This window comes from Marinobacter daepoensis DSM 16072 (assembly GCF_000421165.1).
In the GTDB taxonomy this organism is placed as follows: Bacteria; Pseudomonadota; Gammaproteobacteria; order Pseudomonadales; family Oleiphilaceae; genus Marinobacter; species Marinobacter daepoensis.
This window is the reverse complement of the sequence record NZ_ATWI01000008.1, coordinates 325,555-340,549: the sequence shown is the minus strand read 5'-3', so window position 1 is coordinate 340,549 and position 14,995 is coordinate 325,555. Positions and strand designations below refer to the sequence as shown.

Sequence of the window (14,995 nt, the reverse complement as noted above, 5' to 3'; positions counted from 1 at the left end):
CGAAATGACCGCATTAATAGATCTGTCCCGGCTTTCCCATAGGTATCACAGTTGTCCCACCACTAGACAGCAAATCCCTGCATTGGCATATTATGCCAATGCAACGCTGACAGGATGACTCTCATGGCGACGAGAAACATAGTACTCACGGACCATCAATCCCAGGTAGTCGATCACCTGGTTGCCTCGGGCCGTTATCAAAATGCGAGTGAGGTACTTAGAGCCGGCCTGAGAATGGTCGAAGAAGCCGAGTCCCGATACGTCACGAAAATGAATGACCTCAAAGGCGCCATCGATGCGGGCCAGGAAGACCTGGAGGCTGGCAGAAGCAGAACCTTCACGGGTGACGAGTTCGCTACGTACCTTTCTGAACGTGCAGAGCGAGCCATCAGGAAAAAACGGGATACCTGATTACGATGAAACCATGGAAGGTAACGCTCACAGACGCTGCTCTAGCCGATCTCGACGATATTCTCGAGTCCACCCTTGAAGAATTCGGCACAGTGCAACTGAAACGATATACCGAGCAAATCGAGAGGGCGATCAGGGAGCTTGAAGAAGCCGGAAACCTAGCGCCACTCCTGAAACACAGGTCAGACATTCGGACCGGGGTCGCTATCTATCCGCTTGCAAGGAAGGGCAAACCCTCACCCCATAATTTTTATCTTAGGATGGAAGAAGATACGCACAATCAGTCCGTTATCATTCTTCGGGTTTTGCATCAAAGGATGGATCCGGAAGGGCACCTCTGACCACCGAACTATCTGATTGCTGCTAGCCAGAAGAATTAATCAGTCTGTCCCGGTTACGGTATCGGATTAAACCGGCAGTTCGATAATCTCACCAACCACGCCGTGTTCACTAACCTCCAACCGCCCCACCGTGATCGGCAGCTTAAAACGCCGGGGCCCGGCACCGCCGGGATTGAAGTAAAGCACGTCGCCAATCCATACATTGCGGGGTTTGTGGGAATGGCCGGCGATCACCACGCGGTAACGGCCTTGCGGATCGAATTCCAGGGTTTTGACCTCGTGAAGCATGTAGAAGGCGTGACCGAGGAATTGCAGATCCTGAACATCGGGGAGCGTCGCTGCACGGCCTGCTGTATCGATATTGCCGCGGATAGCAACCAAGGGAGCGATGGCCTCCAGTGCTTCCAGAACCTCATCCCGCCCGACGTCACCGGCGTGCAGGATAAGATCCGAGCCCTCCAGAGACTCCAGGGCTTCGGGACGCATTTTGCTGTGGGTGTCTGCAATTACCCCGATTTGCATGTTTACGCTTCGTTCCGTCTCTCAGTCGACCTGCCCACAGCGCCCAAACTGGCGCGCCCCTATACTTCGTAGTACTGCATGCTACTTTCATTTACAACTCGATTAGTTCTAATGAGTCTTCTGCAGGCTGAGCTATGAACTGGCCAAGCGATAGTACTTTGCCCCGTCCATAAGCGGAAGTTTCGCCTACCAACAGAATGCTCCATCGTCAAACCAAGAATCTCGGTCATTGAATTAGGCAAGGGTACAGAACCAAAAAAGTCGGTGTCGCAGGATTCCATCGAAGATATTCCTAAAGCCTGCAGCATGCGCGGCTTTGGAATGGAGGCTAAGCCGCAATGGACAAGACGTCTCCGTGCCTGCGCTATTTAGGTTTCGGGAACCCAAGCCTTATCAAGAATACCTCGGTTATATAGTCGAGAGTAGGCCAAATTGTATTTACGGTGATAGTACCTTGATAAGATGCTTGTACCTGACTTGGACTCTAGTTTTTTCAAGCCTTCTGCATACAAACGAATTTGATTCAATTCAGCGGCGGCTAGCCCAAAAGTTTCAAATAAAAGGATTTTCGACCGGTAATTTTCGCGATTCTCACCCGAGCTTTCCTCTTTCATGATTTCAGCTTGATCAGGGATTGCTTGCTTATAACCCATGGCCGATGGCTTAAATAAAACGTCCCTTGCTGAAACGGTTTGCTGCCCATCTTGATAATTTATACTTACATTCACGCCCTCTAGAGCCTTCTCCAAGTCGCGTTCAAGGCGATCAATAGCATGCAAAATATCTTCTTTGGATGCCTGTTGCCGTAAACCTTGTATCTGCCGATGCTGCTGAGAAATAGTGTATAAAAGGGCAATCAATGCCAGCGCTGCAAATAGAGACGAAAAAGTACCGCCAATATAGCTCCCAAAATCAGCCCAATCACTAGGGCTGTGCGATACAGCACCATGGAATTTTATTATCCACGGCAATGCAACCGCCACTGCACATACTGCTAACCCTAATGATAGATACTTAACGATGCTCATCTGTTATACCTAGAACCTAACGCCCGGTTCTGGGGCTGCATGGAGCGCATGCGTGATGCTGTCCATAGCAACCGCTTGTTACGTGTTTTTCGCATTTTGCACCAAATGCTGCCTAAGCTGCTCGACAGTTAATGCAGGTCTTGCACGATGGATTATTGCATGGCAATTAGCACACACAGGAATCAAATCTTTTATTGGGTCTAGCACGTATTCTTTTCTTATTTCAGACAGCGGAAAGATATGATGGACATGGATATACTTTTCTCCGATAGCGCCATATACTTTTTCGAAGTCGAAATCACAAACCGAGCATTTATATCCATGATGAGAAATACATTTCGCTCTAGCATCTGCGCTTCTTTCGAAAGTGTTCACTGAGACTGTTTTTGACGCACCCTCAATAAAGCTTTCGGGAGTATCAATTTCCTCTGCCAATTGAGACCCCATTTCGCCATCAGATGCATACCACTTACCTCCGACACGCTTTAGTATTTTTCTGGTTAACTCTGGAACAAAACCTTCGATTTTTGCGGGACCAATGCCGTTTTCATCTTTGTTGGCGTCAGAATAAATAATTGGAAAGGTTTGTAACTCATACCCTTCCTCTTCGATAAGGCGAATATGCTCCCTTGATTGTTCGTATGCCGGTTGCTTACGGCCTTTGCCGCTGTATTCCCAAGTGTCACTTAAAATGAGTGACGTATCACCATCAGTGTTTGTGTCCCAAGCCCCGAAAATTATCACTTTCTTGGATTCGTTGATGAAAGACCAACTCCAAGTCCAGTTTCTACAGGTGGCTCCCTGTGATTCTATGAATTTCTTTCTACTCATGACTCAGTGCTCTGAACTCCGATAGACACGTAACGCCGGGATCAGCCACCAGTTTGGAGCGGCAGCGGAAAACTGGTCGACTGAAGCCCCTAGCTAAATTCTGCCTCATTCTTGGCCGGCCGCAAAATCTAAATCTTTCTGCTCGGGGTTCCCCAAAAGCTCATTTAGAAGTGGACCATCCTCTAAGCCGTCATACCGACCTTCGATTTTTTCTTTTAGAGAAAACAATCGAGCCTCAGCGCTCCGTACCAATTCAGAATATGTTATCGCATGAACTTCCCCAAACTGCTCATCCTTTGACTTTCCTACTGACTGGTATTTTCCTGTGAGCTGGCCAATACTATCACCGACGACAAAAGCTTTTATATATGGCTGAGAGGATCCAACGCCGGCATGCCAAATATCCTCAACATAATATTTAGCCTGATCCATTTCTCCGCGGCCAATCTCAAAGCCACCTTTCTTTAGCTCAATTAACAAAACTCTTTTTGTTTTTCTTATTTCACCAGAGAACTCTTCTAGGCCTAATGAGCTAATAGAGGAATTCTCACCAACCACAATATCTGGTCTCTTCGCAGAATTAGTAAAATCCTCTTTCTTATATTTTCTTCCAAATACAGAACTCATCGTCTTGATCAGCCCCTTATTGCTTGCATACTCTGGCGTATCGAATTCAGGGCCAAATACCCACCTGGCCTTTTCGATAAGGGGGTGCAACGTATGGAGCTCGTCTACACTATGGTCACCGCTCAGCCTCTCTATCGCCTCGATTACTTTTATTCTAGAATCTATTTCAGCAAGAATGGACATTGCATCTGACACGTTCCATTCCTCTAAGAACGAGTTCAGTGATTCAGAATCGTTTGGCGATATATTTGTTAGCTTATATAATAACGATATTCCAGATCTAGATTTTTCAAGATTAATAGCCGCTTTAAATGCAAGCTCAAGAAGCTCAATCCTTATATCAGGACTTCCGGCTAACATTTGATCAACAAAACTAACCAACTCTCTTCGAGCCAGTCTTGGGAGCTCTTTTAACTCACCTTTATGCGAATTAAACACCTGACGCTTAGTTGTTTCTATTTCGTTTTTTGAAAGCTCCAAGTAGCATGATTTAACAAAATCAGAAATTTCTTCTGCTATCAGATTTAGGGCGGAAAAATCAGATTTAAAGCCAGACCAATCGGCCTCAATGAAGTCAAAAAGGTCTTCAGACTCCGCTATCACGGTGTATCTTTTAGCAAAAGATCTCCGACCGTCAAATACTTGCTGCCCGTTTATGGACCAAGAAGGATCGCCCAATAAACGACCGCCCAACCAAAAAGCTACCCCATGCTGTCTAGCCGTTCGCGAGGCTGTTGATGAATCAACCAGAGTCAACTTTATATTGATACTTCCAACAGGATTTATTTCTGTGCTTTTGACGATACCTGGGTGCTCTGATAGCGTTATAAGCTTCCCATTTACATATACTTTGAATTCAGGATTGAATAAAAATCTGGCTGATATAGTTTCGGTAAGTTCTTCAACCGGTATCAAGTTTTTATTAGCAATTACTTTTATCTTTGTTCCATGACCTGACTTATCTTCCTTGCGATGCTCTTTAACCTCTATAGGTTGCCTGCCGGATGACAACTTCAGCTCGTAAATATTGCATTCTTTATTACGCCAAGTCTCGACGGTATACCCATCATCAAAACAGAGACCCGCATGCCGTCCGACGCCGTTTCTTCCGAAGGCGAGTCTAGTCTTTCGCAGATTATTATCTTCAGGTATCTCTACCAAGGAACCTTGATGCTTCTTTCTGTCATAGCGTAGCTTCAACCACCTTTGCTCGAATTGCGATTCGGTCAGGCCAACCCCATTGTCTTCGACTGTAATGAGGCTTCCTTTCTCATCCGGAAAAATGATTCTTACCTCAGACGCACCTGCATCATGACCATTTGCAATTAGTTCTGTGATGGCTACATCGGCCTTTGTGGCAATGGAACCAATCTCCCTAGTTAAAAATCCATCCTCATAAGTGACCGAGTATTCCATAATCGTCCTTTTATACAGACTCAAGTTGTTGACTACATTAACTGCAATCTTTGCGGAGTTAACAGTAATTAGATAGCGCGCTTAGTTATTGCAATCATTTGAGCGTCAATAAAAGCTCAGAACCAACACTCAAATTTCGCGAATTTAACCCTTCAAATCAATTCGGTATGCTGCACTAACACTTTGGTCGCGCCGTAATCATTTGACAGCTTCGTTACTGCAATAACGAAGCACCAACCATCCCCCGGCACTTGGGAAATGCCTTGCAGCCATAAAACTCCTTCCCAATATTCTCTCCGCGCTTCACCGTGCGCTTTACCATCTCATCCTGGCACTTCGGGCACCGTGGCTCACTTCTCTTCTTCGCCGCAATTTCCTTCACATGCGCCACGTGCTCCCGCTGAGTTCTGAACGTAGCCGCCAGCCGCCCGGATTCAATGGCTTCGTTTACTTTCTGAACCTCAACATCAGACAGTCGCGGCTCGGTTTGGGCTTTGATAAAGCGGACATACCCACCACCGTGGGTCACGTTCTCCGGCATGGGCGTTTTAAATGTGGAATCCCCGACGAAGACCACTACCGAAAACACCTGCTCATCACTCAGGCCCAACAGGCTTTGCAGTGTCTTCACGTGTTTGTAGTTTTGATGAAGCGGGTTCTGAAATTTCTGCGAGTGCTTGAAGATCTTCTGCGTCCAATAGCGCTGTTTTGCGTTACCGAAGATCCAGCCCTTCATATTCTTGGTTTCCACCACAAACACGCCATACCGGGAGACAATGATGTGGTCGATCTGGGTGGTACCGTCTTCGGTGGGCAAGGTGACGTTTTTGATGAGGTGGTAGCGGGTTTTGTCGAGAAACAGCTTTGCGGCTATGTTGACCATGGCTTCGCCGGCTTTGCCTTTGAACCAGGGTGTTCTCAGAATGGGTAACAGGATGAACAGCGGTACGAAATACCAGACTTGATTCGGTAGAGAGTTCAGGAGGGTGTTGAATAGCTGGCCGAAGTCCATCGGTTTTCCTTAACAGCTGCCAATCCGTTTCTTATAACTACACACTAACCTACTCTTCAGTAAACTTCCCATTCCGTCAAGGTCAAATTTTGTAAACCATATACTGAAAAAGCCGCGCGGTTTCCCGAGCGGCTTATTGCATTCCTCTAGGGACTACGGAATCAGGCAGCAGCCAGGTACGCCCCCGCCACAGCCAACACACCACCAATCCCCCGACTAAACCGGCTATCCGCCTTCAGCATCAGACTACCCAGCCCACGGCCAATCAGCGTGATGGCCAGTGTGGCGATGGAGAAGCCCGCCAGGTAAGCCGCCAGCGTTGCGCCTTCCGGCATTTCCGCACCATGGGCAAAGCCATGAAACAGCATGAATGCGCCAACCAGAGTACCGCCCACAGCCGTCGGCAGTTTCGCCAGGGTGGCGATGAGGATGCCGGCGACCAGTACCGAGAAGGTAATCCCTGTTTCCACGCCCGGCAGGGTCAGGCCGCCCCAGGCCAGGGAGGCGCCGAATACCATGCCGCCGATGACGAAGGCGGGGGTAGCGTTTTTCATGAGTTTGCTCTGGCGCACGCTCCAGAAGCCGATGGCGGCCATGGCCAGCAGGTGGTCCAGGCCCAGCATGGGGTGCAGCAGGCCGCTGGTAAAGCCGCCTTCGGTGTGGCCGGGGTGGGCCATGGCGGTGGCGGAGGCAGTCAGCAGCGCGGCGGTGGCGAGTAGTTTTGAAGTCAGTTTCATGGTGTTGCTCCTGGTGGTTCTGTAATCGTATTGGTTCATTTGCTCAGGCCATTTCAGCCAGTTTTTCGGGACGCCTTTCCGGCAGCATGCCGCGCTCCAGAATGAAGCTGATGATGGTGTCCAGCCCAACCCCGTCGTACAGGTTGGTGAACACGAAGGGGCGTTCGCCGCGCATTTTTTTGCTGTCCCGCTCCATTACGTCCAGGGAAGCGTGTACCTGTTCGGCAATGTCGATCTTGTTGATGATCAGCAGGTCGGATTTGGTGATGCCGGGGCCGCCTTTGCGGGGGATCTTGTCGCCGGCGGACACGTCGATCACGTACAGGGTGAGGTCGCTCAGTTCCGGGCTGAAGGTGGCGGAGAGGTTGTCGCCGCCGGATTCCACCAGCACCAGTTCCAGGCCCGGGTGGCGGCTTTGCAGGTCGTCAATGGCGGCCAGGTTCATGGAGGCATCCTCACGAATGGCGGTGTGCGGGCAGCCGCCGGTTTCCACACCCAGGATGCGGTCTGCGGCCAGGGCTTCGTGGCGCAGCAGGAAGTCAGCATCTTCCCGGGTGTAGATGTCGTTGGTGACTACGGCGATGTCGTAGTGGTCCCGCAGGGCGGTGCATAGCTGGCGCAGCAATGCGGTTTTACCAGACCCGACCGGGCCGCCGACGCCTACTCTCAGACAATGTGTCATGGCTGTATCTCCTTGATGTTTTTATTCAGCTTCTGAAAAGCCGTGAATACTGGGTTTCATGCAGGGCACTGCCGAGCGCGAGGCCCGGCAGGATGGGCCCGAGTTCGTGGTCTTGCCGTGCCAGCGCCTGGTCGGTGGCAATCACCAGGGCCGGGCGCAGTTGTTCGATAATCCGTTGGGCGGCGGTGTGGCCCAGGGGCAAGGCTTTGCAGGCCGCCGCCAGCTGGTTTTCCAGCCAGGCCCAGGCAAAGCCCAGCAGGGTTTGCCGCACCGGCACCCGGCGTACCTGGGCGGCCCAGGCAAACAGGGTGATGTAGCCGGGCTCGGCCGGAATCAGGGTTTGTTCCGGCAACAGGTTGAGGTTGCCCAGCAGGGTTTTCAGGGCGCCGCCCAGGCGAGTGTCCTCGTCGCTCAGTTCGGCGGTTTCGCGGGTAGAGTGCAGCCACTGGTTCCAGTGCGCGATGCTGGCGCCGTCGTCGTTCGCCCAGGCGGTTTTCAGCCGGGCCAGTAAGGGCAGTTCACACCGGCTGAGGCCGTCTTCGAGCACGCCTTCAATCCACTGGGCCAGTTCCGCTTCGTTGTTCACCCAGCCCAGCTCAAAGGCGCTTTCCAGGCCCTGAGACCAGGCAAAGGCGCCGATGGGCAACGCCGGGCTGACCAGCTGCATCAGCCCCAGCAATGCCAGGTCACCACCGGGTTCGCCCTCACCCGCCATGGCTGCCGGCTCAGTGGGTGTGTTTGTGGCCGTGAGCATGGGTATGTCCAGCAGCGTGAGTGTGGTCATGGCTTTCACTGTGCGAATGGCCCTGGCTGGCCTGGTTGTAGGCTCCGGGTTCCGGGTCGAAGGCGGCGGTGTGATGCACTACGGTGGCGCCCAGGCGTTCGGCCAGTTCTTCCAGTATGTGGTCGGGCGGAAAGCGCACCCACCCCATGCGCTCGTCTTCACCGATAGCACCGCCGGAGCCAATCTGGAGGGAAACGTGGCGGTTGCCCAGGTGGTAACACAAGCGGGCCAGCGGCAGGCCGGTTTCTACGCGGGCGGTGACCACCGGCTCTTCCGCGGCGCGAATGCGGATGATCTCACCGGATTTCGCTTCCAGCAGGTCGCCGTCTCTCAGCACCGGGCCACGGTCCAGAAACAGGCCCACGTCCAGGTTGGTTTCGGTGGTGGCCCGCAGGCGGCCGCGAATGCGCAGTTCGTAGGGCAGCACCAGGTTGTCGTGGATTTCGCTGGCGTCTACGTGGGTGATGCGTTTAGTCAGTTCCAACATCCGTTCGTTCCTCTCAGAACAGCCTTGAGCTGTGTTGATTAAGCAGCCTTGAGCTGTATTGACTAGAAAAGGTGATAGCGCTGGGCCAGGGGCAGTTCGGTCGCCGGCTCGCAGGTGAGCAGTTCGCCATCGGCATGCACTTCGTAGGTTTGCGGGTCTACGGTCAGGTGCGGGCAGGCGTCGTTCAGTTTCATGTGCTGCTTGCGCACGTCCCGCACGCCTTTGCAGGCGGAGAGCGGGCTGTCCAGGCCCAGTTCTTCACCAATATTGGCGTCCAGCGCGGCCTGGCTGACGAAGGTCAGGCGGGTGGCACTGGCCGCCTTGCCGAAGGCGCCGAACATGGGGCGGTAGTGGACCGGCTGCGGTGTGGGAATAGAGGCGTTCGGGTCGCCCATGGGGGCGGCGGCAATCATCCCGCCCTTGAGGATGCAGGCTGGCTTCACGCCGAAGAATGCCGGGCTCCACAGCACCAGATCCGCCAGCTTGCCCACTTCCACCGAGCCCACATCATGGGCAATGCCGTGGGTGATGGCGGAGTTGATGGTGTACTTGGCGATGTAGCGTTTGGCGCGGAAGTTGTCGGCGCCGCGCTCCTGGTCTTCCGGCAACAGGCCGCGCTGCATTTTCATCTTGTGGGCGGTTTGCCAGGTTCGGCAGATTACCTCTCCCACCCGGCCCATGGCCTGGGAGTCGGAGGAGATCATGGAGATCACGCCCATGTCGTGCAGGATGTCTTCCGCCGCGATGGTTTCCCGGCGGATGCGTGAGTCGGCGAAGGCCACGTCTTCCGGGATGTTCGGGTCCAGGTGGTGGCACACCATCAGCATGTCCAGGTGTTCGTCGATGGTGTTCACGGTGTAGGGCCGGGTCGGGTTGGTGGACGACGGCAGTACATAGTCTTTGGAGCAGGCGGTAATGATGTCCGGAGCGTGGCCACCGCCGGCGCCTTCGGTGTGGAAGGTGTGAATGCAGCGGCCTTTGAAGGCGGCCAGCGTGTCTTCCACAAAGCCGGATTCGTTCAGGGTGTCGGTGTGGATGGCCACCTGAATGTCGTACTGGTCGGCCACGGTCAGGCAGTTGTCGATCGATGCAGGCGTGGTGCCCCAGTCTTCGTGCAGTTTGAGGCCGATCACGCCGGCTTTGATCTGCTGTTCCAGCGCCTCCGGCAGGCTGGCGTTGCCCTTGCCCAGGAAGCCGATGTTCATGGGCAGGCTATCCACGGCCTGCAGCATCTTGCCAATGTGCCAGGGGCCCGGGGTGCAGGTGGTGGCGTTGGTGCCGGTGGCCGGGCCGGTGCCGCCGCCGAGCATGGTGGTCACGCCGCTCATCAGGGCTTCTTCCACCTGCTGGGGGCAGATGAAGTGGATGTGGGGGTCGATGCCACCGGCGGTGAGGATTTTACCTTCGCCGGCGATGATTTCCGTGCCGGGGCCGATAACGATGGTCACGTCTGGCTGGGTGTCCGGGTTGCCGGCTTTGCCGATGGCGGCGATGCGGCCTTTCTGGATGCCTACGTCGGCTTTGACGATGCCCCACCAGTCGAGGATGAGGGCGTTGGTGATCACGGTGTCCATCACGGCGTCGTCGCAGCGCTGGCTTTGGCCCATGCCGTCGCGGATGACTTTGCCGCCGCCGAATTTTACTTCGTCGCCGTAGTGGGTGTGGTCTTCTTCTACTTCAATCCACAGCTCCGTGTCGCCCAGGCGGACTCGGTCCCCAACGGTGGGGCCGTACATGTCGGCGTAGGCTTGTCTGCTGATTTTCATGTTTTTTCTCACTTTAACCTTGGTGCCTGGCCCGGCGGGGGTTGCCCTTCCGGGAAACGCTCCTGGCGGCACATCCATGTGGCGCTTGTTCTCCGGCATCCCTGCCTCCGCACATTCCCGGAAGGGCAACCCCCGCCGGTCCTCAGACTTAGTTCTTGAATTCCAAGCTCCCCATCACTTCGCCTCGGAAGCCATAGATTTCGCGCTTTCCAGCGAACGGAATCAGCGTGATAGAGCGGGTCTGGCCGGGTTCGAACCGAATAGCAGTGCCGGCCGCCACGTCCAGGCGGTAGCCGCGGGCCTTGGCTCGGTCGAAGTCCAGGGCGGGGTTGGCTTCGGCGAAGTGGTAGTGGGAGCCGATCTGCACCGGGCGGTCGCCGGTGTTGCCGACGTCCAGCTGGATGCGTTCGCGGCCGGCGCAGAGTTCGATGTCGCCGTCTTTGAGTTGGTATTCACCGGGGATCATGGCGCGTTCCTCAAACAATCGGGTTGTGGACGGTGACCAGTTTGGTGCCGTCCGGGAAGGTGGCTTCCACCTGGACTTCGTGCACCATGTCGGCGACGCCGTCCATCACGTCTTCGCGGGTGAGTATTTCGGTGCCGGCGCTCATCAGTTCGGCCACGGTGCGGCCTTCGCGGGCGCCTTCCATGATTTCGGCGCTGATCAGGGCCACGGCTTCGGGGTAATTCAGTTTCAAGCCTTTGGCTTTGCGGCGTTCGGCCAGCAGGGCGGCGGTGAACAGCAGCAGCTTGTCTTTGTCTCTGGGGGTGAGTTCCATGGATGACTCCGTTGTCTCATATGCGTCAGGTAAGCCAGATTCTGGGTGTGTGGGCCGGTACGCCAGCGAGCATGGGGCGCAGCAGGTGCCAGGCTTGTTCGCACAGGGCCCAGGCTTCGTTGCGTTCGGTGCCCAGGTAGCGCAGGAGCAGCACGCCCCGGCGCCGGGTCACGGCCCAGCGGTTGTGGTCTGGTAACTGTGCTCTCAGCACGTCGATGGCGGCGGCTTCGTCGTCCAGGCCGACCGCCCAGAGGGTGGCCTGTACAGTGGCGCCACCCTGGCCCCAGGGGCCGTTGAACCGGCGGTGTTTCGGGTCCAGCAGCTGGCGCTCCAGCCACAGCGGCTGGCCGTCCAGGCTTAAATGGAAACGCTGTTCCAGTTCGCCGGTGGCAAACGGCAGATCGCTGGCCGGGCGGCCCAGCGCGAGCACTTCCCAGCCCAGGGTTCGGGCGCCGGCTGCCAGTTCAATGGTGGTGGTTTGCAAACCACGGGAGCCGTCGAAGGCGATGGTTTCCTGGGGCAGGTATTCCAAAATCGCGTCTTTGGCTACCTGCAACCGGGTGTGCTGGCCCCAGGCCACGCCATGGCTGTCGGCCTTGTAAAGTTTCGCCGCGGCCGGGGTAGTCAAAAGCGCATGGCCACCTTCGGCCACAGAGGCTTCGATGCGCAGTTCGTCGCCGCTCACCAGGCCACCCGGGGGATGCAGCAGGTACACGTGGCAGCAGCCGGTTTTGCCCTCCGGGTAGAAGGGGCGCTGCACCCGCAGGGGGCCATGGTGGCGCCGGCGTACCAGCCGGGTTACCGGCGCCGGTTCGCTCTCGGCGCGGGCTTCAAACCCCAGTTCCAGGGCCGCCGCCCAGCGCCGTTCGGTGTCGAAACGGTGGCCGGAGGCGTGGCGGTCGATGGCTTGGTAGGCGGTCATACGGTCAGGTGCTGTTTGATGAGTTCATCGGTCAGCCCGGCAATATCGCCTTCGGCCACGCGCCGGCCCCGGTCGAGGATGGCGAAGCGGTCGGCGTATTTTCGGGCGAACGGCAGTTTCTGTTCCACCAGCAGCACGGTCAGGCCGTCTTCTTCAATCAACCGACGAATCACCTCGCCAATCTGGGCCACGATGTTGGGCTGAATGCCCTCCCCCGGCTCGTCGAGGATCAGCAGTCTCGGCTCAATCACCAGCGCCCGGCCAATGGCCAGCTGTTGCTGCTGGCCGCCGGAGAGGTCGCCGCCCCGGCGGTGTTTCATTTCTTTCAGCACCGGGAACAGCTCGTAAATGCGCTCGGGGATCTGCTTGCTGCCATCGGCCCGCACCGCCAGGCCGGTGCGCAGGTTTTCCTCCACGGTCAGCAGCGGGAAGATCTGCCGGCCCTGGGGCACGTAACCGATACCGAGGCGGGAGCGGTCTTCGATTTTCTTTTTGGTGAGTTCCACATCCCGGGCAAACTCGATGGAGCCGCTTTTCACGGTTTCCTCGCCCATAATGCATTTCATCAGCGTGGTCTTGCCCACGCCGTTGCGGCCCATCACGCAGGTACACTGGCCCTGGGGCACGTCCAGCTCCAGGTCCCACAGGGTGTGGCTTTCGCCGTAGAACTGGTTGAGCTTTTCAATCTTGAGCATCAGGCCTCCTCCCCGAGATACACCTTGATCACGTCCGGGTCGTTGGAGACCTGGTCCATGGTGCCTTCGGCCAGCACGCTGCCCTGGTGCAGTACGGTGACTTTGCGGGCGATGGAGCGCACAAAGCCCATGTCGTGCTCTACCACCACCACGGACTGTTTGCCCGCGAGACTGGTGAGCAACTCGGCGGTGCGTTCCATTTCCTGTTCGGTCATGCCGGCCACGGGCTCGTCCACGAGCAGCAGCCGGGGTTTCTGCATCAGCAGCATGCCGATCTCCAGCCACTGTTTCTGGCCGTGGGAGAGGATGCCGGCGGGCTTGTCGCGCAGCGCCTGCAAGCCGATCATTTCCAGGATTTCGTCAATCCGGTCACGGTATTCCGCGGTCATGATGGCGGTCAGGGTGGGCAGGATGCGTTTGTCGGCGGCCATGGCCAGTTCGAGGTTTTCGAATACGGTCAGGGCCTCGAACACGGTGGGTTTCTGGAACTTGCGGCCAATGCCCAGGGTGGCAATGTCCGGCTCGTTCATGCGCAGCAGGTTGTGGCGGCTGCCGAACCACACCGAGCCGGTATCGGGTCGGGTTTTACCGGTGATGATGTCCATCATGGTGGTTTTACCCGCCCCGTTAGGGCCGATGATGCAGCGCAGTTCGCCGTCGTCGATGGTGAGGTTGAGGCTGTTGATGGCCTTGAAGCCATCGAAGCTCACGCTCACGTCTTCCATGTACAGGATCGGGCCGTGGCGCACGTCAACCGGCGAGGCCGCGGGGGTGAGAAACTCAAACACCTGGTCCCGGTTGGCAAGTTGTTCAAAGATGCTCATGCGGTGGCCTCCTGAGCGCCGGGTTGGTCATCGTCCTTCTGGCGGCGTTTCTGCAACAGCCCGGCAATGCCCTTGGGCAGGAACACCGTCACCAGCACGAACAGCGCGCCCAGGGCGAACAGCCAGGCGTCCGGCATGATGCCGGTGAACACGGTCTTGGCGTAGTTCACCAGCAAGGCGCCGATGACCGCGCCATACAGGGTGGCGCGGCCACCGAGGGCAACCCACACCACGATTTCGATGGAGAACAGCGGCGAGAATTCGCTGGGGTTGATAATGCCCACCTGGGGCACGTACAACGCGCCGGCCACGCCCGCCAGCATGGCGGAGACCACGAACACGAACAGCTGCACCCGCTCTACCCGGTAGCCAAGGAACCGGGTACGGGCTTCAGCGTCGCGGCAGGCCACGCTGACCCGGCCCAGCTTGCTGGTCACAATGGCACGGCACACGACATAGCCCACCGCCAGCGCGATGCCGGTTGCCAGGAACAGGCCAAGCCGGGTGGCGTCGCTGCGCAGGTCAAAGCCGAGGATGTCTTTGAAGTCGGTCAGGCCGTTGTTGCCACCGAAGCCCATCTCGTTGCGGAAGAACGCCAGCATCAACGCAAAGGTCAGGGCCTGGGTGATGATGGACAGATACACGCCGGTTACCCGGGAGCGGAAGGCCAGGAAGCCGAACACCAGCGCCAGCAGGCCCGGGGCCAGCAGTACCATGATGAAGGCGAACCAGGCCATGTCGAAGCCCTGCCAGTACCAGGGCAGCTCCTGCCAGTTCAGGAACACCATGAAGTCTGGCAATACAGGATCGCCATACACGCCGCGATCACCTATCTGGCGCATCAGGTACATGCCCATGGCGTAGCCGCCGAGGGCAAAGAAAGCGCCGTGGCCCAGGCTGAGAATGCCCAGGTAACCCCACACCAGGTCTACCGCTACCGCCAGCAGGGCGTAACAGAGGTATTTGCCCAGCAGGGTAACGGTGTAGGCGCTTACGTGCAGGGCGCTGTCTTCCGGCATAAACAGGTGCAGGAAGGTAACCACCACCATCGCGGCGAACAGCACGCCCAGGAAAAGCTGGGTGGAACGCTCCTGAAAGGGCCGGAGCAGCCAGGTTTGTGATGTCGCCATA

18 protein-coding genes are annotated in these 14,995 nt (G+C 56.3%); 2 read left to right on the top strand and 16 right to left on the bottom strand.

Annotated elements, in window-relative coordinates; genetic code table 11:
• Nucleotides 1-123 precede the first annotated feature (123 nt).
• Nucleotides 124-411 (top strand): type II toxin-antitoxin system ParD family antitoxin, encoded by a 288-nt coding sequence (locus K325_RS0102115; protein ID WP_029652602.1) that lies wholly within the window; start codon nucleotides 124-126, stop codon nucleotides 409-411.
• A gap of 5 nt (nucleotides 412-416) precedes the next feature.
• Nucleotides 417-752 (top strand): type II toxin-antitoxin system RelE/ParE family toxin, encoded by a 336-nt coding sequence (locus tag K325_RS18175; RefSeq protein WP_051146531.1) that lies wholly within the window; start codon nucleotides 417-419, stop codon nucleotides 750-752.
• 66 nt (nucleotides 753-818) lie between these two features.
• Here the strand turns inward: K325_RS18175 and K325_RS0102105 are convergent, their stop codons facing one another.
• From K325_RS0102105 to urtC, 16 genes are all read right to left on the bottom strand, one after another.
• Nucleotides 819-1,274: a metallophosphoesterase family protein gene (locus tag K325_RS0102105; protein WP_029652600.1), complete on the bottom strand. Its 456-nt coding sequence runs from the start codon at nucleotides 1,272-1,274 to the stop codon at nucleotides 819-821.
• A 368-nt stretch (nucleotides 1,275-1,642) separates the two neighbouring features.
• Nucleotides 1,643-2,302, bottom strand: coding sequence for a hypothetical protein (locus K325_RS0102100; RefSeq protein ID WP_029652599.1), 660 nt, complete (start codon nucleotides 2,300-2,302; stop codon nucleotides 1,643-1,645).
• A gap of 78 nt (nucleotides 2,303-2,380) precedes the next feature.
• The gene (locus tag K325_RS0102095; RefSeq protein ID WP_029652598.1) at nucleotides 2,381-3,133 is read right to left on the bottom strand and encodes an HNH endonuclease; all 753 of its coding nucleotides are present in this window, start codon (nucleotides 3,131-3,133) and stop codon (nucleotides 2,381-2,383) included.
• Between the two features lie 105 nt (nucleotides 3,134-3,238).
• Nucleotides 3,239-5,176 carry an ATP-binding protein gene (locus tag K325_RS0102090; RefSeq protein ID WP_051146530.1) on the bottom strand — a complete coding sequence of 646 codons (1,938 nt, stop codon included), beginning with the start codon at nucleotides 5,174-5,176 and terminating at the stop codon, nucleotides 3,239-3,241.
• Nucleotides 5,177-5,390: 214 nt separating this feature from the next.
• A complete protein-coding gene (locus K325_RS0102085) occupies nucleotides 5,391-6,188 on the bottom strand; it encodes a nuclease-related domain-containing protein (protein WP_029652596.1) in 798 nt (265 codons plus the stop codon).
• A 161-nt stretch (nucleotides 6,189-6,349) separates the two neighbouring features.
• On the bottom strand, nucleotides 6,350-6,925 hold the full coding sequence (locus tag K325_RS0102080; protein WP_029652595.1) for a HupE/UreJ family protein: 576 nt from the start codon (nucleotides 6,923-6,925) through the stop codon (nucleotides 6,350-6,352).
• 43 nt (nucleotides 6,926-6,968) lie between these two features.
• Nucleotides 6,969-7,607, bottom strand: coding sequence for an urease accessory protein UreG (ureG, locus tag K325_RS0102075; protein WP_011786432.1), 639 nt, complete (start codon nucleotides 7,605-7,607; stop codon nucleotides 6,969-6,971).
• Between the two features lie 25 nt (nucleotides 7,608-7,632).
• A complete protein-coding gene (locus tag K325_RS0102070) occupies nucleotides 7,633-8,361 on the bottom strand; it encodes an urease accessory protein UreF (RefSeq protein WP_036192868.1) in 729 nt (242 codons plus the stop codon).
• Complete coding sequence (gene ureE / locus K325_RS0102065) at nucleotides 8,333-8,878, bottom strand: urease accessory protein UreE (protein ID WP_029652593.1); 546 nt, start codon at nucleotides 8,876-8,878, stop codon at nucleotides 8,333-8,335. The genes K325_RS0102070 and ureE overlap by 29 nt, the downstream gene beginning before the upstream one ends.
• Before the next feature lie 62 nt (nucleotides 8,879-8,940).
• Entirely contained in the window at nucleotides 8,941-10,644 is a 1,704-nt protein-coding gene (gene ureC / locus K325_RS0102060) for an urease subunit alpha (RefSeq protein WP_029652592.1), read from the bottom strand.
• A gap of 148 nt (nucleotides 10,645-10,792) precedes the next feature.
• Nucleotides 10,793-11,110 carry an urease subunit beta gene (locus K325_RS0102055; RefSeq protein ID WP_029652591.1) on the bottom strand — a complete coding sequence of 106 codons (318 nt, stop codon included), beginning with the start codon at nucleotides 11,108-11,110 and terminating at the stop codon, nucleotides 10,793-10,795.
• A gap of 10 nt (nucleotides 11,111-11,120) precedes the next feature.
• Entirely contained in the window at nucleotides 11,121-11,423 is a 303-nt protein-coding gene (gene ureA / locus K325_RS0102050) for an urease subunit gamma (RefSeq protein WP_022992779.1), read from the bottom strand.
• Between the two features lie 25 nt (nucleotides 11,424-11,448).
• The gene (locus tag K325_RS0102045) at nucleotides 11,449-12,345 is read right to left on the bottom strand and encodes an urease accessory protein UreD (RefSeq protein ID WP_029652588.1); all 897 of its coding nucleotides are present in this window, start codon (nucleotides 12,343-12,345) and stop codon (nucleotides 11,449-11,451) included.
• Nucleotides 12,342-13,040, bottom strand: coding sequence for an urea ABC transporter ATP-binding subunit UrtE (gene urtE, locus K325_RS0102040; RefSeq protein WP_011786439.1), 699 nt, complete (start codon nucleotides 13,038-13,040; stop codon nucleotides 12,342-12,344). The genes K325_RS0102045 and urtE overlap by 4 nt, the downstream gene beginning before the upstream one ends.
• Nucleotides 13,040-13,864, bottom strand: coding sequence for an urea ABC transporter ATP-binding protein UrtD (urtD, locus tag K325_RS0102035; protein WP_029652586.1), 825 nt, complete (start codon nucleotides 13,862-13,864; stop codon nucleotides 13,040-13,042). Before urtD ends, urtE begins: the two co-directional genes overlap by 1 nt.
• Nucleotides 13,861-14,994, bottom strand: coding sequence for an urea ABC transporter permease subunit UrtC (gene urtC, locus K325_RS0102030; protein WP_029652585.1), 1,134 nt, complete (start codon nucleotides 14,992-14,994; stop codon nucleotides 13,861-13,863). The genes urtD and urtC overlap by 4 nt, the downstream gene beginning before the upstream one ends.
• Nucleotide 14,995: the final 1 nt, after the last annotated feature.